The sequence below is a fragment of the Methylobacterium tarhaniae genome (assembly GCF_001043955.1).
Classification (GTDB): Bacteria; Pseudomonadota; Alphaproteobacteria; order Rhizobiales; family Beijerinckiaceae; genus Methylobacterium; species Methylobacterium tarhaniae.
The window spans coordinates 1-17,678 of sequence record NZ_LABZ01000187.1 but is presented as its reverse complement, the minus strand read 5'-3'; the positions used below and the strand labels follow the sequence as shown (position 1 = coordinate 17,678).

The 17,678-nt window shown below is 72.5% G+C and carries 15 protein-coding genes; 4 read left to right on the top strand and 11 right to left on the bottom strand.

Annotated elements, in window-relative coordinates:
- Positions 1-221: 221 nt before the first annotated feature.
- The 6 genes from VQ03_RS23860 to VQ03_RS23835 are packed head-to-tail and all read right to left on the bottom strand — an operon-like array spanning position 222 to position 8,533.
- The gene (locus tag VQ03_RS23860) at positions 222-1,103 is read right to left on the bottom strand and encodes a hypothetical protein (protein ID WP_048453397.1); all 882 of its coding nucleotides are present in this window, start codon (positions 1,101-1,103) and stop codon (positions 222-224) included.
- 18 nt (positions 1,104-1,121) lie between these two features.
- On the bottom strand, positions 1,122-2,999 hold the full coding sequence (locus VQ03_RS23855; protein WP_048453396.1) for an ABC transporter ATP-binding protein: 1,878 nt from the start codon (positions 2,997-2,999) through the stop codon (positions 1,122-1,124).
- Positions 3,000-3,045: 46 nt separating this feature from the next.
- Positions 3,046-4,989, bottom strand: coding sequence for a glycosyltransferase (locus VQ03_RS23850; protein WP_048453395.1), 1,944 nt, complete (start codon positions 4,987-4,989; stop codon positions 3,046-3,048).
- Entirely contained in the window at positions 4,986-6,080 is a 1,095-nt protein-coding gene (locus VQ03_RS23845) for a glycosyltransferase family 4 protein (protein ID WP_048453394.1), read from the bottom strand. Before VQ03_RS23845 ends, VQ03_RS23850 begins: the two co-directional genes overlap by 4 nt.
- Entirely contained in the window at positions 6,077-7,321 is a 1,245-nt protein-coding gene (locus VQ03_RS23840) for a glycosyltransferase (protein ID WP_048453393.1), read from the bottom strand. Before VQ03_RS23840 ends, VQ03_RS23845 begins: the two co-directional genes overlap by 4 nt.
- Positions 7,322-7,333: 12 nt before the next feature.
- Positions 7,334-8,533, bottom strand: a complete 1,200-nt coding sequence (locus VQ03_RS23835; RefSeq protein ID WP_048453392.1) for a glycosyltransferase family protein — start codon at positions 8,531-8,533, stop codon at positions 7,334-7,336.
- Positions 8,534-8,836: 303 nt separating this feature from the next.
- Here VQ03_RS23835 and atzD point away from each other — a divergent pair, with 303 nt between their 5' ends.
- Together atzD and VQ03_RS32185 are read left to right on the top strand one after the other, a co-directional pair.
- Complete coding sequence (gene atzD, locus VQ03_RS23830) at positions 8,837-9,955, top strand: cyanuric acid amidohydrolase (RefSeq protein ID WP_048453391.1); 1,119 nt, start codon at positions 8,837-8,839, stop codon at positions 9,953-9,955.
- Between the two features lie 93 nt (positions 9,956-10,048).
- Complete coding sequence (locus VQ03_RS32185; protein WP_245292178.1) at positions 10,049-10,408, top strand: DUF1330 domain-containing protein; 360 nt, start codon at positions 10,049-10,051, stop codon at positions 10,406-10,408.
- A gap of 151 nt (positions 10,409-10,559) precedes the next feature.
- Here the strand turns inward: VQ03_RS32185 and VQ03_RS23825 are convergent, their stop codons facing one another.
- From VQ03_RS23825 to VQ03_RS23815, 3 genes are all read right to left on the bottom strand, one after another.
- Positions 10,560-10,877: a c-type cytochrome gene (locus VQ03_RS23825; RefSeq protein WP_208605541.1), complete on the bottom strand. Its 318-nt coding sequence runs from the start codon at positions 10,875-10,877 to the stop codon at positions 10,560-10,562.
- A 58-nt stretch (positions 10,878-10,935) separates the two neighbouring features.
- Positions 10,936-12,210, bottom strand: a complete 1,275-nt coding sequence (locus tag VQ03_RS23820; protein ID WP_048453389.1) for a PQQ-dependent sugar dehydrogenase — start codon at positions 12,208-12,210, stop codon at positions 10,936-10,938.
- Positions 12,211-12,371: 161 nt separating this feature from the next.
- On the bottom strand, positions 12,372-13,811 hold the full coding sequence (locus VQ03_RS23815; RefSeq protein WP_048453388.1) for an amidase: 1,440 nt from the start codon (positions 13,809-13,811) through the stop codon (positions 12,372-12,374).
- 286 nt (positions 13,812-14,097) lie between these two features.
- On the opposite strand from VQ03_RS23815, the gene VQ03_RS33945 reads away from it, so the two are divergent.
- Both VQ03_RS33945 and VQ03_RS33940 read left to right on the top strand, forming a co-directional pair.
- Positions 14,098-14,244 (top strand): hypothetical protein, encoded by a 147-nt coding sequence (locus VQ03_RS33945; RefSeq protein ID WP_167376125.1) that lies wholly within the window; start codon positions 14,098-14,100, stop codon positions 14,242-14,244.
- Positions 14,245-14,376: 132 nt separating this feature from the next.
- On the top strand, positions 14,377-14,514 hold the full coding sequence (locus VQ03_RS33940) for a hypothetical protein (protein ID WP_167376124.1): 138 nt from the start codon (positions 14,377-14,379) through the stop codon (positions 14,512-14,514).
- Between the two features lie 88 nt (positions 14,515-14,602).
- Here VQ03_RS33940 and VQ03_RS23810 read toward each other — a convergent pair whose 3' ends face one another.
- Positions 14,603-15,904: an MFS transporter gene (locus VQ03_RS23810; protein WP_048453387.1), complete on the bottom strand. Its 1,302-nt coding sequence runs from the start codon at positions 15,902-15,904 to the stop codon at positions 14,603-14,605.
- A gap of 84 nt (positions 15,905-15,988) precedes the next feature.
- A complete protein-coding gene (locus VQ03_RS23805) occupies positions 15,989-17,542 on the bottom strand; it encodes a UxaA family hydrolase (RefSeq protein WP_048453386.1) in 1,554 nt (517 codons plus the stop codon).
- Positions 17,543-17,678: the final 136 nt, after the last annotated feature.

Here is a 17,678-nt window from a genome sequence, read left to right as displayed (position 1 = left end):
GCCCTGAACCCTCCCCCCTCTGCGGGGGAGGGTGCCCCGCGGAGCGGGGCGGGAGAGGGGAACCCCGTTTCCGGAGAGGTCGCGACCATGGTGAAGGGTGCCCCCCCTGGATCAGCGTCGCTCTGCCCCTCTCCCGGCCTGCTTCGCAGGCCACCCTCCCCCGCAGAGGGGGGAGGGTTCACCCGCGGCGACGCCCGTGAAACGATGTTGGAACCGAACCGTCATGTCCCGTCCCTCCCGTGCAGGCGCACCCAGGTGAGGCGGGTGGGCGAGTAGCCGGTCGCGGCGTGCAGGTCGTCGAAGGCGTGGCTGGCGGCGATGGCCGCCCGGGCGGCGCTCGCCTCCGGGTCGTCGGGCCGGTAGACGAATTCCCGGCCGTTGCGACGCCAGCGCACCGGCTCGCCGGAGCGGGGCGCGGTCAGCATGGCGATGGTCGGGAAAGCCGGCCCCCCATGGGCGTGGAGCCGGTGCGCGGCGGCGTCGTCGTCGAAGATCAACCGCGTCAGGCCGCGCTCGCGGGCCTGGAGCACCCGCCGGGCCTGGCTGATATGGTCGTCGAAGAAGCCGACCGCCCGGTCCGGGTCGAGGCGCGGCAGGCGCGCCGCCGACCAGTCGCCGGCGTGGTAATGCGCGCGCGGGTCGCGGTAGCGCAGGCCCGAGAGGTCGGGGTCGAAGCAGAAGATCTCGGCCTGCGGGCAGGCCTGGCGCATCACCCAGGTCGTGAGGCCGCGGAACACGCCCGACTCGACGATGACCTCGGGGTTGAGGGCCCGCATCAGCACGTAGAGCTGGAGCGCGCCGTTGAAGCCGTTGCCGCCGCGCTTCTGCGCCACCGGTGCCGCGGCGATCAGGTCCCAGAAGGTCGCGACGAGGGGCGCGGCCCCCCCCGGCAGGCTCAGGCCGGACTGCGCGAGGTCATGGTCGAGGCGCGCGGCGGCGCCTGCGATCAGCGCGTCGGTCTCCGGTCCCGAGAGCGGGCGGTGATTCCAGTCGGACACCGCCGGGACGAGATCGTAGCCGAGACGGTCGAACAGGCGGCCGAGGAAGCGGCGGCGCAGCCGCTCGACGAAGGGGTGGGGACGGAGGGCGGCGCCGTGGGGCATCGAAGTCTCTTGAAAAGGTCAGGCGGCTTGCCGGAGCACCGGCCCGGCGACCCGGACGCAATGCCCGGGCTCGATCTCGGTCATGGCCCCGGCCGCGCCGCCGACGAGGCGGTAGGGCTCGGGCCAGCTCGCCGGGTCGGAGAAGCGGTCGCTCATCAGCAGCTTCAGGTCGAGGGGGTGGTCGAGGTCGGGTTCGGGGACGGCGGCGAGCAGGGCCCTGGTGTAGGGATGGGCCGGGTTGCGGAACAGCGCCTCCTTCGGCGCCTCCTCGACGATGTAGCCCCGGCACATCACCGCGATCGTATCGGCGATGTAGTCGACCACCGCGAGGTTGTGCGAGACGAACAGGTAGGAGACGCCGAGGCTCGCCTGGAGGTCCTTGAGCAGGTTCAGCACCTGGGCCTGGACCGACACGTCGAGGGCCGAGACCGGCTCGTCGCAGAGCAGGACCCGGGGCTTGAGCGCCAGCGCCCGGGCGATGCCGAGCCGCTGGCGCTGGCCGCCCGAGAAGGCGTGCGGGTAGCGGCGCAAGGAGGACTGGTCGAGCCCGACCATGTCGAGCAGTTCCTTGGCCCGCTCGTAGCGCTCGTCCGCGTTGCCGACGCCGTGGATGCGCAGGGGTTCGGTCAGGAGCTCGTAGACCGTCATGCGCGGGTTGAGCGACGAGAACGGGTCCTGGAACACGAACTGCACCGCGCGGCGGAAGTCCTTCAGCTCCCGGTCCTTGAGGGCGAAGACGTCGCGCGGGCCGCGTCCAGAGCCGTCGTCGAAGGTCACGGTGCCGGCATCGGGGCGCAGGGCCCGCATCACCACCTTCGACAGCGTCGTCTTTCCGCAGCCCGACTCGCCGACGAGGCCGAGGGTGCGGCCGGGATGCAGGCTCAAGGACACGCCGTTGACGGCGTTGATGGTGCGGGTCTTCCCCTTGAACCAGCCCGAGCGGAGGGTGAAGGACTTGCGCACCCCCTCGATCGCCAAGAGCGGCCCGGCCGGATCGGGCCGGTGCGGCTCGCCGGCCTTGCGGGCGAGCACCGCGCTCTTCACCTCGCGGATCGGGGTCAGGCGCTCGCCGGGCTCCATGTGGAAGCGCGGCACCGCCCGCATCAGGGCTTTCAGGTAGGGGTGGCCGGGATGGCGGAAAATCTCCTCCCGCGAGCCCGCCTCCATCACCCGGCCGCGATACATCACCACCACGTCGTCGGCCATGTTGGCGACGACGCCGAGATCGTGGGTGATGAGCAGCATCGCCATGCCGGTCTCGGCCTGCAACTCGCGCATCAGTTCCAGGATCTGGGCCTGGGTGGTGACGTCGAGGGCCGTCGTCGGCTCGTCGGCGATGAGGAGGGCGGGCTTGGTGATGAGCGCCATGGCGATCATCGCGCGCTGGCGCAGGCCACCGGACAATTCGAACGGGTAGGTGACGAGCGCCCGCTTCGGATCGGGGAAGCCGACGCGGTCGAACACCTCGATCGCCCGGGCCTTGGCCTGGTCGGCCGACACGTCGGCGTGCAGGCGCAAGGCCTCGGTGACCTGGTCGCCGACGGTGTGGAGCGGCGACAGCGAGGTCATCGGCTCCTGGAAGATCATCGCGATCCGCCCGCCGCGCAAGGCTTGCATCCGGGCGGAATCGGCTCTCAGGGCCGCGATGTCGGTGGTTCCGGGCGGGCTCGCCGGATCCGAGAGGCGGATCTGGCCGCCGGTGATCCGCGCGACCTTGGGCAGGATCTGGAGGATCGCCTGCGCGGTCACCGACTTGCCCGAGCCCGACTCGCCGACGAGGGCCACGGTGCGGCCCGCCGGCACGTCGAGGGACAGACAGTCCACCGCCCGGAACGAGCCGGTATCGGTGGTGAAATCGACCGTGAGGTCGCGGATCGACAGGAGCGGTGCCGTCATCCTGGTGCCGTGCTGTCCTCTCGGGGGGATGGGTGTCCCCGGATCTTCACGGGAAGATAGGGTCCGTTTGTGACACGGGCGACGCCGCGGGCGCAAACAAAGCGGCGGCCCGCGATCGTCTCGATGCCCGGTCTTTCGCCGCGTGGGCGGACAGATGGTCGAGGAGACGCTCGCAGAACGCCCAGGTCGCCTCGTCCTGCACCAGATGATGGGTGAGGAGCCCGACCGCGCCGCCCTCCGCCACCGCCCGGGCCGCGCGGGCGATCACTCCGGCCGGGTCGGCGAGCTTAGCCCCGGAGCGCCAGGCGATCGGGTCGATGGCGGCATGGGCCTGGACGAGGCCGGGCACCGGGGGCAGGAGACCGGCTGCCGAGATTCCGCGATAGCCGAGAGGCGGCAGGTTCTCGGGCAGGTCGGGGGCGACGCGGTTCCACGGCGGCACCAGCACCGGCAGCAGGCGAGGGCCGAGGCGGGCCTTCGCGAGGGCCAGGGCTTCCGCCGCGTTGTCCCGTAGCGCCGTGAGGGGGCGATGCGGGCCGAATTCCGCCTTCTTGGCGTCGGCGGGGGCATGGTTGGCGTGGGCGAGCCCGTGGACCAGGAGGTCGATGCCGGTCTCGTCCGCCACGCGCGCCGCCAGAGACGGCTCCGCCCGGGCCGGCACCACCGCCAGGGCGACCGGCCAGCCGGTCCGGGCCGCGAGGGCGAGCAGGCGATCGATGGCGGGGGTGTGGGCCGTCGCGTCGTCGTCGCGCCACCACAGGGCCGTGATGCGGCCCCGGTCCGCGGCGCGGGCGAGGGCATCGGTGAGGGGGGAGAGGTCGAAAGGCGCGTGGACGTGAGGCGCTCCCCCCGCTCCCGTACGGGAGGCAGGACCCAGCATCTCCTCCACGATCGCCACGCTCCGCCGCGCCCCGTCGCGGGCGATGGCGTGGTGCGTCGCTCGCGGTGGTGCCGCCAGAACCGCCTCCGCCAGGCGCTCCGCCGTCAGCTCGCTCTCCGGCAGCACCCGTGCGAGGCCATGGGCGGCCAGGGTCTCGGCACGCAGGCGCTGCTCGGTCTCGTGGCCGGCCTCGAACGGCACCAGCAGGGCCGGGGCGCCGCCGTGCAGCAGGTCGAGCACCGTGTTGTAGCCGGATTGGCTGACCGACAGGGCGGCCCGCGACAGCAGCGCGCGGAAATCCGGCCGGGCCCGTTCGACGATCGCGTTCGGGGGCGCGGCCGAAGCGAGCGCCGCGAAGGCGGGCTCGGGCACCGCCCGGCCGACGAGGATGCGCCAGGACAGGCCGGGCGTCAGCGCCGCCGCCGCGACCGCCGCTTCCTGGAGCGGCAGCCCGGCGGCGCTGGAGCCGCCCGAGACCACGATGCCGGAGCGTGGACCGTCCCGGGCGGGGACCGCCTCGGCCTCGTCGACGTAGCCGGTATGGCGCAGGCGCCGGGCGAGCGCGGCCCCGACCGGCCAGGAGAGGTCGAGGGGCAGGAAGATCGGATCGCCGTGGACCAGCACGGCGTCGTAGGCTTCGAGGCGCGCATGGGTGGCGGCGATCCGCTCCGGGCGGCTCGGAGTCGCCAGCACGTCGCGGATCGAGGCGAGGAGCAGGGGGCGGGGCGCGGCGCCCCGCACGGCCGCGGTCAGGGCCTCGAATTCCGGCGCCAGGACCCGGCGGCCGAACGGGTAGAGTTCGGTGATGACCGCGTCCGGCGCGGCCTCCGCGAAGGCGGCGAGCAGGGCGTCGCGGCGGGCCGCCAGGCGCTCCGCCGTCACCGGCACGCCCTCCGGGTCGAGGAGCGCCGTGAAGGCGGTGCCGGTGATGCGAACCGGCGGCAGCTGCACCAGGCGGATGCCCTCGAGGCGGGGCAGCGCCACCGGCATGCCGCCGGAGACGAGCGTCACGGCGTGGCCGGCGCCCGCGAAGGCCCGCGCCAGAGCCGCCGCCCGGGTGAGATGCCCGGCGCCGAGGAGGTGGGTGACGGCGATCAGGATCCGGCTCATGCCTGCCCCCGCAGCAGCGGGACGAGCGCCGCGCGCAGGCGGGCAGCCGCCGCGTCCAGGCCGCGCTCCTCGCGGGCGAAGGCGAGGGCGGCGTCCCGCATCGCCGCGAGCGTGTCGGGCGCATCCATGAGGTCGCGGATCGCGGCGGCGAGGGCCGGGGCATCGCCCGGCGGCGTCACCCGGCCGGTCACGTGATCCCGCACCACGTCCGGCACCCCGCCATAGCCGCCGGCCACCACCGGGCAGCCATGGGCCTGCGCCTCCAGGAGCGCCATGCCGTAGGCCTCGTTCACGGCCGGCCAGACGAGGAGGCCGGCGGCGGCGTAGAGGGCCGAGAGACCGGCGGGCGCCACGGCGCCGTGACGACGCACCCGCTCACCGAAGGGCGCGAGCAGGGCCGCCACCTCCGCCGCCGCCGGGCCGTCGCCGGCCACGTCGAGGGTCCAGGGACGATCACCGACCCGCGCCAGGGCCTCGGCCAGCAGCCGGTAGGAGGCGAGCTTGTCGCCCTCCCGCATCATCGCGACGGCGAGGAGGCGCAAGGGGCCGGGCGCCCTCCCGGGCAGGGTCGCCGGCCAGTCGGCCGGATCGAGGAAGGGCGGCAGGTCGGCGAGCACCTGCCCCCCCGGCCGTGCCGCCTCCAGGGCCGGACGGTCGCGGCGGTTCATCACCAGGATCAGCGCAGCGGTATCGAGCGCCGACTCGGCCCCGGCATGGCCGAGGGCGTGCGGGCCACGGGCGCGCTTTGGTGCCCGCGAGCCCTCCGCCACCACGTAGGGGATGCCGAGCGCCCGCGACACCGCCGGGCCGATCCAGTCCGGCGCCTTGTAGTAGACGTGGTAGGTGAACCAGAGGGCGGGCGGATCGGTCCGGTACGCTGCGACCAGCCGCCCGGCCTCCGCCAGGGATTCCGCCTTCAAGCCCGGATGCCGCGACCCCTGGGGATCGCGGGTGCGGAGGGTGCTGGCGACCTCCGGCGCGAACCCCGCCACGGCCAGCGCCCGCTGGAGCAAGCGCGCCATGGTGCGCTCGCCGGAGGGGACCGGGTGGTCGGGGGCCTTGAGGGGCGCGTAGAAGGCGACCCGGCTCATCGCCCGGCCGCACCGTGGAGCAGCCGGGCCACCGTCTCGAACCCGGCTTCGGCGCCGAACTCCGCCCGCAGCCGGGCCAAAGCCGCCGCGGCGAGGCGGGCCCGCTCCGCGGGATCGCGGGCGAGCAGGTTGATGGCGTTCGACAAGGCCCCCCAATCGCCCGGCGGCACCAGCCGGCCCTCGACGCCGTCGCGCAGGAATTCCGGGATGCCGGCGAAGTCGGTCGCGACCACCGCGAGGCCCTGCGAGGCCGCCTCCATGATAACGTTGGGCAGCCCGTCGCGGTCGCCGGAGGGCGCACGCTTGGCCGGCAGCACGAACAGGTCGGCCTCGCGCAGCAGCGCCACCACCTCGGGCTGGGGCTTGGCGCCCAGGAAGATCACCTTCTGCGACAGGCCGAGGGAGGCGGCCTTCTGGCGCAACGCCGCCAGCGCCTCGCCGCCGCCGATATGGGCGAGGCGCCAATGCAGGTCGGGGGGAAGGGCGGCCAGCGCGTCGAGGAGGTCGTCGAAGCCCTTCTTCGCCACCGCCCGGCCGACCGTGACGAGGCGCAGGGGATCGGCCGGGTCAGACCCGTCCCTGGCTGAGCGGCTCTCCGGGGGGGTGGGGAACCGCGACAGGTCGAGGCCGTGATAGACGAGCGAGACCCGGCCCGGATCGCTCGCGACCTCGCGCAGGCGCGCCGCACCCGCCGCCGTGCAGGTGACCGCGAAGGCCAGCCGCGCATCGTCGAGCTTCTCCGCCAGCTCCCAGTCCGGCGTGGTCCAGATGTCCTTGGCGTGGGCCGAGGCGCTCCAGCTCCGCCCGCTCAAGATGGCGGCGTAGCGCGCCACCGAGGCCGGGGTGTGCAGGTAATGGACGTGGATGTGGCCGATCTCCGCCGGCAGCTCGCGGGCGAGCACCAGGGCCTGGCCGAGGCGCCGGCCGCGATTGGGTGTGGGATCGCGGGCGAGGTCGCGCCGGACGAGCGTCAGAAGGGTCCACAGACCCGGCCGGCGCAGGGCCGCGAGCGCGCCGCGCAGCACCCGCCACGGCGCCTGGTAGAGGTATTCCGGCAGGTAGGCGACGGGCGCGCGGATCTGCCGGTGCATCGGATGCACGGCGCCGTCATGCGGCTGGCGCAGGGACCAGATCGCGAGGTCCAGGCCCCGGGCCTCGAGGCCCAGCAGCTCCTGGGCGATGAAGGTCTCGGACAGGCGCGGATAGCCCTTGACCAGGACGGCGATGCGGAGCGGGGGCATGGGCAGGATGGTTTACTCGGCGGCCACGCAAGGCGCGTCCGGTGCGGCGGCGAGGCGGCGGATCGCCGTCAGGCCGTCGAGGAGGCCGGGGATCGGCCGGGACGATGGGGTCGGCCGGTGGGGCAGGGCGGCGAGCGCCGCGGCCATGCGAGCGGTGTCCCGGTCCTCGCCGGGCTCGATCACGCCGACGAGGCCGAGCCGGGCGGCGGCGCGGGCGCGGATCAGCTGCTCGCGCCGGGGCCGCACCCGCGGCAGGATCAGGGCCGGACGGTCGAAGGACAGGATCTCGCAGAAGGTGTTGTAGCCGCCCATCGCCACCACGCCGGCGGCGCGCCGCATCAGCCGCTCCAGCCGCGCGTCGAAATCGAGGGAGGCGAGGCGCGGATGGGCCGCGATGCGGGCGCTCAAGGCAGCCTGCTCGGCGGCCGGGAAGAACGGGCCGAACACGACGAGCGCCCGGTGCGCGAGGCCCTGCGCCTCGTAGGCCCGCACCACCGCCTCGACGAGCTCGACCCCGTCGCCGCCGCCGCCCGGGGTGACGAGCAGGAACGGCTCCTCCTCCGCCTCGTCGGACATGGCCGCGCCGGGCGCCTCGCGGCGCAGGTAGCCGGTATAGGTCAGGCGCTCCGCGACGCCTCCCGGCAGCGCCAGCCCGTCGAGGGGGGCGTAGATCTCCTCCAGGCCGTAGATCCAGAGCGAATCGTAGAGCGGCAGCACCGCGAGCGCGCCCTTGCGCTCCCATTCGGGTGCCAGCAGCGCCGGATCGTCGAGGACGTCGCGCAGGCCGAGGACCAGCCGGCAGCCCCGTGCCTTGAGGCGGTGGAGCGTCGGCAGCACCTCGCCGTGGAAGCCCGCCGGTTCCTTGTCGACGAGGAACAGGTCGGGGGCGAAACGCTCGGCGACGTGGCGGATCAGGGCGGCGCGGGTCGCCACCACCTCGTCGAGGCCGTGACCGGGGCCCAGGCTCTGGTACTCGCCGCTGGCGAGCTTGGTCACCCCCGGCAGGCGCCGGCAGGTCACCCCGGGGGCGAAGCGGAAGGCGTGGCTCACCGGCGAGCCGGAGAGGATCACCACCCGCCGCTCCGGCGCGCCCGCCACCAGGGCATGCGCGATCGCCCGCGCGCGGCGCAGGTGGCCGAGCCCGAACGTGTCGTGCGAGTAGATCAGCACCCGCTGCGGAGAGCCGCCGGGCACGGGGGACAGGAAGCTCATCCTGCGGACACTTCGGTCCGTGCGGACATCGCGGCCCGGGACGACAGGGAGGCCCGTGCGGACACGGCGGGCCGGATGCGGCTCAACGGTATCGGCATCGGGCTAAGGACCTCCCGGGCGCGGGATGTCAGACTAGCGCATCCGCCCCCGGCGCGGCTACCCGGGTGGCGTAGTTATGGCCAGGCTTGTGGCGGCGCAGCATCGTCGGCCGGGTTGGCGGCGCATTTGCAAGGGCGGGCGGTGGCCGTCTCGCCCACCCGGCCGGACGGTCCGGCCCCTCCGACAGCGCCCCGAGAATCCCCGATGCCCGAATGCCTCGTCTTCCGCGTGCCGACCCGGCACCCCGCCGACATCTCGGGTCTCGACGCCCTGATCGAGTCCGGCGCCGTGGCTCCCGACGAGATCGTGGCGGTGTTCGGCAAGACCGAGGGCAATGGCTGCGTCAACGATTTCACCCGGCCTCTCGCCGTGATGGCCCTGGAAGCGGCGCTCGGCGCCCGCCTCGGCGTGTCGCCGGCGACGATCGGCGCCCGGGTCGCCCTGGTGATGTCCGGCGGCACCGAGGGCGGGCTCTCGCCCCACCTGCTGATCCTCGCCCGGCGCGAGGGACCGGCCGGGGAGGGCAAGGCGGCAAAGGGCAAGGCGCTCGCGGTCGGCACCGCCTTCACGGACGACTTTCTGCCCGAGGAGATCGGCCGCATGGCGCAGGTCCGCGCTACCGCGGCGGCCGTGCGGCGCGCCATGGCGATAGCGGGCCTCGCCGAGGTCTCCGACGTCCATTTCGTGCAGGTGAAGTGCCCGCTCCTCACCAGCGCCCGCATCCAGGAGGCGGCCGCGCGGGGCGAGGGCGTGGCGACCCACGACACCTACGCGTCGATGGGCCTCTCCCGCGGCGCCTCGGCGCTGGGGATCGGGCTCGCTCTCGGCGAGATCCCGGAATCGGCGCTCGACGATTCCGTCATCGGCACCCGCACCGACCTCTATTCCGGCCGCGCCAGCGCCTCGGCGGGGATCGAGCTGATGCGCAACGAGATCATCGTCCTCGGCAACGCGCCGGGCTGGAGCGGCCCCTTGCGCATCGCCCACCGGGTCATGCGCGACGGGATCGATTTCCCGGCGATCCAGGGCGCGCTCGCCGATCTCGGATTCCCCGGCGCCGGCCAGCTCCCGCCGGAGGCGGCCGAGCGCGTCCTCGCCCTGCTGGCCAAGGCCGAGCCCTCGGGCAACGGCCTGATCCGCGGCCGCCGCCACATCATGAACGACGACAGCGACATCAACGCCACCCGCCACGCAAGGGCGCTGGTCGGCGGCGTGGCGGCGGCGGCGATCGGGCGCACGGACCTGTTCGTGTCGGGTGGCGCCGAGCACCAGGGGCCGGACGGGGGCGGACCGGTGGCGGTGATCGGGCGGGTGGTGGCCTAAGCAGATTTGCGTTGGCCTGCCCACGGTCCATGACACAGCAGGTTGAGCGCGGCGGGAGCGACGGCCGTCGCTCTCGCACCCGCACAGCCTCCTGTGTTGAGCAACCCCGACGCCCTCGCCGCCTACGCCAAGCTCAGCGGACCGGCGCTCCAAGCGGCCGGCGGACGCATCCTCGTCCGGGGATTGCCGGCGCACACCTACGAGGCAGGTCTCGCGCAGCGTTCGGTGGTGATCGAGTTCGACAGCGTCGCGCAGGCGATGGCGGCCCACGACAGTGCTGCCAGGAGGCTCTCGCCGCCCTGGTGGGCGGGGCCGAGCACGACATCCGCATCGTCGAGGCGGCTTCGGCTTGACGATGAGCAGCCGACTCGGCTGCTTCTCCGAGTCTCCCCCACTCACGGCCTCATCCTGAGGTGCTGCCGCTTGCGACAGCCTCGAAGGAGGGCTCCATGACTCTCCGCGATCCTTGACACTCCGCGATCCTTGGGAAGCCTCCTTCGAGGTCAGCCGATTTTCAATCGGCTAACACCTCAGGATGAGGTCGTGGGTAGGAAGGAATGAGTGATCTCGAACAGGTTTGATGAGCGGCCTCCCATGGCACAACTCACCCTGGCGGAATCACGTCGATCTGGATCCCGCTGTAATACGCCGCCAGGTTGGCGATGTCGGCGTCCGACAGCTCCTGCGCCGCCACCGACATCACCTCGTTCTTCCGGGTCCCGTTGCGGAACTCGGTGAGCGCCTTGACGAGGTAGGGCTCGACCTGGCCGGCGAGGTTCGGCGCGTCGGGGAGCTTCGAGAGACCGTCGAGGCCGTGGCAGGCCTGGCAGCCCACCGCCTTGGCCCGGCCGGCCTTGGCGTCCCCGGCGACGGCCGGCCCTGTCGCGGCGAGCAGCAGCAGGACGGCGAGGGTGCGGGTCATGGGCATCTCCTGAGAGGAAGGAGGGGGCGACCGTCCGGCCGCCCCCTCTGAGAAAAACCTACTTCTCGTAGGAGATACGGTAGATCGCGCCGGCCGTGTCGTCGGAGACCAGCAGCGAGCCGTCGGGCAGGGTGGCGACGTCGACCGGGCGGCCGAGATACTCGCCGCCTTCCGTCAGCCAGCCCTCGGCGAAGGGCTCGGGCTTGCCGGCGGTGCCGTCCTTGTTGACCGGCACGAACATCACCCGGGCGCCGATCGGCGTGGTGCGGTTCCAGGAGCCGTGTTCGGCGGTGAAGATGCCGCCGCGGTACTTCTCCGGGAACGACTTGCCCTTGTAGACGATCATGCCGAGATCGGCGGCGTGGGGCGGGAGTTCCGCCTTCGGCGGCACGACGTCGGCCGGGACCTTGTCGTCCTTGTACTCGACGGTGCGGACGCCGCCGCCGCCGTACCACGGGAAGCCGAAATTCTGGCCCGGCTTGGTGATCTGGTTCAGCTCGCCCGGCGGCTGGTCGTCGCCCATGCCGTCGACCTGGTTGTCGGTGAACCACAGCGTCTTGTCGGTCGCGAAGTCCATGCCGACCGAGTTGCGGATGCCGGTGGCGTAGACCTCGCGGTTCTTGCCGTCGGCATCCATGCGGATGATTCCGCCGATGCCGGTCTTGGCGTAGAGGTCGGCCTTGTCCTTCGGCGGCACGTTATAGGGCTGGCCGAGCGAGACGTAGAGCTTGCCGTCCGGCCCGATGCGGCAGATCCGGGCGGTGTGGTTGTAGCTCTCCTCGCTCGGGGGGATCAGCTCGCCCTGCTTGACCACGACGACGGCCGGGCCGTCCGTGCCCTCGTAGAAGAACTCGGCCGCCGGGAAGGCCAGCACCCGGTTCTGCTCCACCACCGTCAGCACGCCGTCGCGGGAGAAGCAGACGCCGTTGGGAATCTTGAAGTCGATTCCGGGCGCGTAGACCTTCACCTCGTCGGCGACCCGGTCCTTGTCGCGGTCGGTGACCGTGTACATCTTGGACTTGCGGGTGCCGACGAAGACCACGCCGGCATTCGGGCCGACCGCCATGGCGCGGGCATCCGGCACCACGGCGTAGAGCTCGATCTTGAAGCCGTCCGGCACCTTGATCTTCTGGAGCGTGCGGTTGATCGCGTCGGCGCGCCGGCCGGTCTGCGGGATCGGCGCCGGCTCGGCGACGCCGGTCTGCTTGAAGCTGCCGAGCTTCTCCAGGTTGTCGACCTTGGCCTTGGTGTCGCCGGCGGTCGTGTCCTGCGCGAACGCTGCTCCTGCGAAGGACACGCTCGCGGCGAGCGCCGCCATCAGGAAGGGCTTCATCGGGGTCTCCTCCGGTGCCGGCCGTTCGGGCGTGGCCGAGCTTGTTGCCCGCCATGTATGGCCGCCACCTCGCCCGGCAGCAAGCGGAGCAGGAGACCTATCCCGCCCGCAGCCCCGCGGTTCAGCCGCGCAGGACGCGGTTCAGCCGCGCAGGACGCGGTTCAGCCGCGCAGGACCGGGGGCAGGGTGCGGTCGAAGCCGGTCGCCGCCTCGTAGGCCGCCGCGATGGCGAGCAGCCCGGCCTCGTCCTGGTTCGGGGCGATGAGCTGGAGGCCCATCGGCAGCCCGGCCGGGTTCAGGCCGACGGGCAGGCTGATCACCGGGCAGCCGGAGAGCGTGCCCGGCACCACCACCTCCATCCAGCGGTGGTAGGTGTCCATGTCGCGTCCGGCGATGCGGCGCGGCCAGGTCTCCTCGGCGTCGAAGGGGAAGACCTGCGCGGCGGGAAGGGCCAGCACGTCGAAGCGCTCGAACAGCCCGCGGACGCAGTGATACCAGGCGGTCCGGGTGACGCTGGCGGCGTGCAGGTCGAAGGCCGTCAGCGTCCGGCCCTGCTCGACCTCCCAGACCGCCTCCGGCTTCATCACGGCGCGCTTTGCCGGATCGCGCCAATGGGCCGCGAGGGCGGCGCCGGTGAGGCCCTGCCGCAGCACCACCCAGGCGCGCCAGATCGCCTTCGGATCGAAGGCGGGCAGCACCGGCTCGATCGCGGCGCCATGGGCGGAGAACACCTTGAGGCCCGCCTCGCAGAGATCGAGCACGCCGGGCTCGAACGGCAGATGACCGCCAAAATCGCCGATCCAGCCGATGCGCAAGCCCTTCAGCGCCCGCGGCTGCGGCGCCGCGAAGACGACAGGGTCCTGGCGGAGCGCGGTCGGGGTGCGGGGATCGTAGCCGGCCTGGACCGAGAGCAGCAGGCCGAGATCGGCGGTGCAGCGCGCCATCGGGCCGACGACGCCGAGCTGGGGCAGGAAGACCTCGTCGGTGCTGTTCGGCACCCGCCCAGCGGCGGGGCGCAGGCCGAGCACGTTGTTCCAGGCGGCCGGGTTGCGCAGGGAGCCGCCATGGTCGCTGCCGTCGGCGAGGGGCACCATGCGGAGCGCCAGCGCCACCCCGGCCCCGCCGCTCGAGCCGCCGCCCGCCTTCGTCGGGTCGTAGGCGTTGCGCGTCACGCCGAAGACCGGATTGGTGCTGTGCGAGCCCAGGCCGAATTCCGGCACGTTGGTCTTGCCGATCAGGATCGCGCCCGCCTGCTTCAGCCGCGCGACGTGGATCGCGTCGACCTCCGGCACGGTGTCGCGGAAGAGCGGGGAGCCTTGCGTGGTGCGGATCCCGGCCGTGGCCGAGAGGTCCTTCACCGCGTGCGGCAGGCCGTGCAGCGGCCCGCGCGGGCCGTTCTCCGCCAGGTCCCGGTCGGCGGCCTCGGCCTCGGCGAGGAGGAGGTCGGGGTCGCGCAAGGAAACGATCGCGGTCACCGCCGGGTTGTGGCGGGCGATCTGGTCGAGATGGGCCTGCATCACCTCGCGGGCCGAGACGGCCCGGTCGCGGATCGCCCGCGCGAGGTCGGTGGCGCGCATCATCACGAGATCGGAAGAAGGCATGGACGGATCCTGGAGCAGCGTCGCCGCAGCGGAGCACGGGGACGGGCGGCACGACAAGCGCGTCGGGTGCAAGGGTCGCGCCCATCGAGGCTCCGATCGCGGATCGATCCGTCACCTCTGCACACGACGCAAGCAGATCTCGGCCGAAGACGCATCTTTGAGCGTCATCCTCTGACCGTTATCCGTCCTTTCTGCTGCGAGCGGAGGCGTCGTGCTGTAGGGTGAGGCAGGGACTCCCGCGCCAGACGGGCACCCGGAGGATGCGAACCCTCAAGGGAGATCAGCCATGCACGACATCGCACGGGCACGGGGCGCACCGCTGCCGCATGCGGAGAGCACCGCCTGGTGGGCCGCGATGCCCCTCGACCTCTGGGGCGCGGTGCTGGCCGTGATCGCCGCGGGCGGGCTGACGCTCGCCGGGATCCTGCCCTAAGCCCTCCACGCCGCCGTCGCATTCTCGCCAAAGCCCCGGACCAGCCTGCCCGGCAAGATTTTCGCAACGAACCAGCGGCACGATCCCTGCCTGGCTCCATTGCGAATCGGTCGTGCGCAGGAGGACGGTTCCATGTTGATGGCTTTCGTCGGACGCCTCACCCAGCGTTGGCGGGACCTCGTCGCGGCGATCATGGATCCCTACCGTCCCGAACTCCACTACATGCGCGGCCCCGGCCCGCGCTGGCGCGAGCGCCACCCGGAGGGGTGACGGCCGTCGGTCCGGATCACCGCGACCCAAGAGAAGGCCGGCCGCTGCGACCCGCGCGCGCGTGAGGCGCGCGGGCGGCAGCGCACCATCAGCCGGAGGCGGGCACCGCCTCGGTCAGCGTCGCCGGCCGGTCCGAGAGCCGGCTCGCGACCACGAGCCCGATCAGCGCCGAGGCCGCGATGATCACGCCCGGCGCCGCGGCCCAGCCGGTGGCACCGATCAGCGCGTTGGCGGCGAGCGGCCCGAGGCCGCTGAGCAGCGTGAAGCTGATGTTGAGCGAGAGCGCGACGCCGCTGAACCGCACCCGGGTGGGGAAGAGCCCGGCGAGCAGGTAGGCGAAGCTGCCGTTGGCGCCGGCCACCGCCATGGTGAGGAGCGGCAGCACCAGGAACAGGTTCGCGCCGCCCCGTGCCAGCATCATGTAGGTCGGGATCACCCCGACCAGGATGACGAGGGCGGAGGCCTGCATCAGCCGCCGCGGCGGCACCCGGTCGGCGAACCAGGAGGCGAAGAGCAGCGAGGCCGACATGGCGAAGAGCGCCACGTTCATCGCCAGCGCCACCTCGCGCGGCGGGTACTTGAGCACCTGGATCAGGTAGGCCGGCATGTGGGCGAACAGGATGCCGTTGAACCCGGCGGTGAGCGCCACGATGCCGATGCCGAGCAGCACCGGGCCGCGATGATGGCGCAGCACCTCGCCGATCGGGCTGCGGGCGGCGCGGTGCTGGAGGCGCAGGAACTCGGGCGTCTCCTCCAGCGAGCGCCGCAGGACGAAGCTCACGAGACCGACGACGCCACCGAACAGGAAGGCGATGCGCCAGCCATACTCCGCCATGGCGGCGGGCGGCAGGACGGATTGCAGGCCGAGATTGACCAGAGCCGCGAGCAGCACGCCGCCATTGACCAGGCAGAAGACGATGCCGCAGGCCAAGCCCGGGCGGCGCGAGGCGGTCTCGACCACGAAGGTGATGGCGCCGGGCAGCTCGCCGCCGATGCAGAGGCCCTGCACGAAGCGCAACAGGACGAGGAGCAGCGTCGCCCACACGCCCCAGGAGGCGTAAGCCGGCACCAGGCCCATGCCGAGCGTGCAGGCCGACATGGTGAAGACGGTGACCACGAACACGGTCTTGCGGCCGTAGCGGTCGCCGAAATGGCTGAGTACGAGGCCGCCGAGGGGCCGGGCGAGATAGCCGACCGCGAACACCGCCAGGGACAGGGTCAGGGCCGCGACCGGATCGCTCGCCGGGAAGAAGGCGGCGGCGATGTCCTTGGCGAAGATCCCGTAGACGATGAAGTCGTAATATTCGAGCCCGCCGCCGAGGCTCGCGAGCAGCGTCATCTTCCATTGGCGGCGGGTGAGATCGCTCCCGCTGCTCACAACCGGTGTCATCGTGGTGTCCTCCGGGACGTTCTTGTCCTTGTGCCCCGGAGCGCCCCTTAGAACGGTTCCGTCCGTCCCGCCATATCGCGCCGGCTACATCACCGCACCGATCTGCCAGGGCACGAACTCGGCATCGCCGTAGCCGAAGCCCTCGGACTTGGTGCGCTCGCCCGACGCCACGCGCAGGATGGTCTCGAAGATCTGGCGGCCCTTCTCCTCGATCGAGACGCCGTCGAGCACGTCGCCGCAATCGATGTCCATGTCATCCTGCATCCGCCGGTACATCTCGCTGTTGGTGGCGAGCTTGATCGACGGGGTCGGCTTGCAGCCATAGGCCGAGCCGCGGCCGGTGGTGAAGCACAGCACGTTGGCCCCGCCCGCGACCTGGCCGGTGGCGGCCACCGGATCGAAGCCGGGGGTGTCCATGTAGACGAAGCCCTTCGCCGTCACCGGCTCGGCGTAGCGGTAGACGCCGGTCAGCGTCGTCGAGCCGCCCTTGGCGGTGGCGCCGAGCGACTTCTCCAGGATGGTGGTGAGGCCGCCGGCCTTGTTGCCGGGGGAGGGGTTGTTGTTCATCTCGCCGCCGTTGCGGGCGGTGTAGGCCTCCCACCAGTGGATCATCTCGACGAGCTTGTGGCCGATCTCCGGCGTGGCGGCCCGCGCGGTCAGCAGGTGCTCGGCGCCGTAGATCTCCGGCGTCTCAGACAGGATCGCGGTGCCGCCCTCGGCCACCAGCCGGTCGACCGCGGCGCCCAAAGCCGGGTTCGCCGTGATGCCCGAGTAACCGTCCGAGCCGCCGCATTGCAGGGCCAGCATCAGCTCGGAGGCCGGCACGGTCTCGCGCCGGGCCTTCGCCACGGCGGGCAGCATCTCGCGGAGCGCCGCGACGCCGGCCTCGATCGTGCGCCGCGTGCCGCCGGTATCCTGGATGGTGAAGCTGCGGAAGGTCTCGCTCTCCTCGATGCCGTAGGCGCGCTTCCAGCGGTCGATCTGCAGGCCCTCGCAGCCGAGGCCCACCATGATCACGCCGCCCATGTTCGGGTTGGCGGCGTAGCCCCACAGGGTGCGCTTGAGGATGTCGGCGCCCTCGCCCTGGATGTCGTAGCCGCAGCCGGTGCCGTGGGTGAGGGGGATGATGCCGTCGATGCCCGGAAATTCGTCGAGGAGGCCGGAGCGGCGGGCTTCCTCGGCGATGAAGCGGGCGACCGTGGCCGAGCAGTTCACGGAGGTCAGCACGCCGACATAGTTGCGGGTGCCGACCCGGCCGTCGGCCCGGCGATAGCCCTCGAAGGTGGCGCGCTGGGCTTCCGGCACCATGGCGACGGGCTTGGCTTCCTCGCAGAAGCGGTAATCGCGGGCGAAGTCGCCCTTGGCTTCCCCTAGGCCCACATTGTGCTCGTGCACCCACTCGCCCGGGGCGATGGCGCGGCTGGCAAAGCCGATGATCTGGCCGAACTTGCGGATCGGCGCGCCCTCGGCGATCGGCACCACCGCGAATTTGTGGCCCCGCGGCACCCGGGCGGAGGCGGTCACCCCTTCCACGGTGGCGCCGGGCACGATCGGGTCCACCGCGACCACGACGTTGTCCTCGTGGCTGAGGCGAACGATGCGGGGGTTGGTGGGGTGGAGCGGGGTGGGGGCGGACATGGGTGGAACCTTGTGACTCTGAAAGGCTACCATACGGCCGCAAGGTCCGTCGGGCCATTCTGCGTTTCGCGTGTCATGGAACGCGGGACCCCTCTCCCGTGTGGGAGAGGGGGCAACCCGCGCCACTCCTTTCAGC

Excerpts from the sequence above, each read along its gene's own strand:
- VQ03_RS23805 (WP_048453386.1), bottom strand. The coding sequence starts at position 17,542 with ATGTCCGCCCCCACCCCGCTCCACCCCACCAACCCCCGCATCGTTCGC.
- VQ03_RS23860 (WP_048453397.1), bottom strand. The coding sequence starts at position 1,103 with ATGCCCCACGGCGCCGCCCTCCGTCCCCACCCCTTCGTCGAGCGGCTG.
- VQ03_RS23825 (WP_208605541.1), bottom strand. The coding sequence starts at position 10,877 with ATGACCCGCACCCTCGCCGTCCTGCTGCTGCTCGCCGCGACAGGGCCG.
- VQ03_RS23835 (WP_048453392.1), bottom strand. The coding sequence starts at position 8,533 with ATGAGCTTCCTGTCCCCCGTGCCCGGCGGCTCTCCGCAGCGGGTGCTG.
- VQ03_RS23855 (WP_048453396.1), bottom strand. The coding sequence starts at position 2,999 with ATGACGGCACCGCTCCTGTCGATCCGCGACCTCACGGTCGATTTCACC.
- VQ03_RS23845 (WP_048453394.1), bottom strand. The coding sequence starts at position 6,080 with ATGAGCCGGGTCGCCTTCTACGCGCCCCTCAAGGCCCCCGACCACCCG.
- VQ03_RS23820 (WP_048453389.1), bottom strand. The coding sequence starts at position 12,210 with ATGAAGCCCTTCCTGATGGCGGCGCTCGCCGCGAGCGTGTCCTTCGCA.
- VQ03_RS23810 (WP_048453387.1), bottom strand. The coding sequence starts at position 15,904 with ATGACACCGGTTGTGAGCAGCGGGAGCGATCTCACCCGCCGCCAATGG.
- VQ03_RS23840 (WP_048453393.1), bottom strand. The coding sequence starts at position 7,321 with ATGCCCCCGCTCCGCATCGCCGTCCTGGTCAAGGGCTATCCGCGCCTG.
- VQ03_RS33940 (WP_167376124.1), top strand. The coding sequence starts at position 14,377 with ATGTTGATGGCTTTCGTCGGACGCCTCACCCAGCGTTGGCGGGACCTC.
- VQ03_RS33945 (WP_167376125.1), top strand. The coding sequence starts at position 14,098 with ATGCACGACATCGCACGGGCACGGGGCGCACCGCTGCCGCATGCGGAG.
- VQ03_RS23850 (WP_048453395.1), bottom strand. The coding sequence starts at position 4,989 with ATGAGCCGGATCCTGATCGCCGTCACCCACCTCCTCGGCGCCGGGCAT.
- VQ03_RS23815 (WP_048453388.1), bottom strand. The coding sequence starts at position 13,811 with ATGCCTTCTTCCGATCTCGTGATGATGCGCGCCACCGACCTCGCGCGG.
- atzD (WP_048453391.1), top strand. The coding sequence starts at position 8,837 with ATGCCCGAATGCCTCGTCTTCCGCGTGCCGACCCGGCACCCCGCCGAC.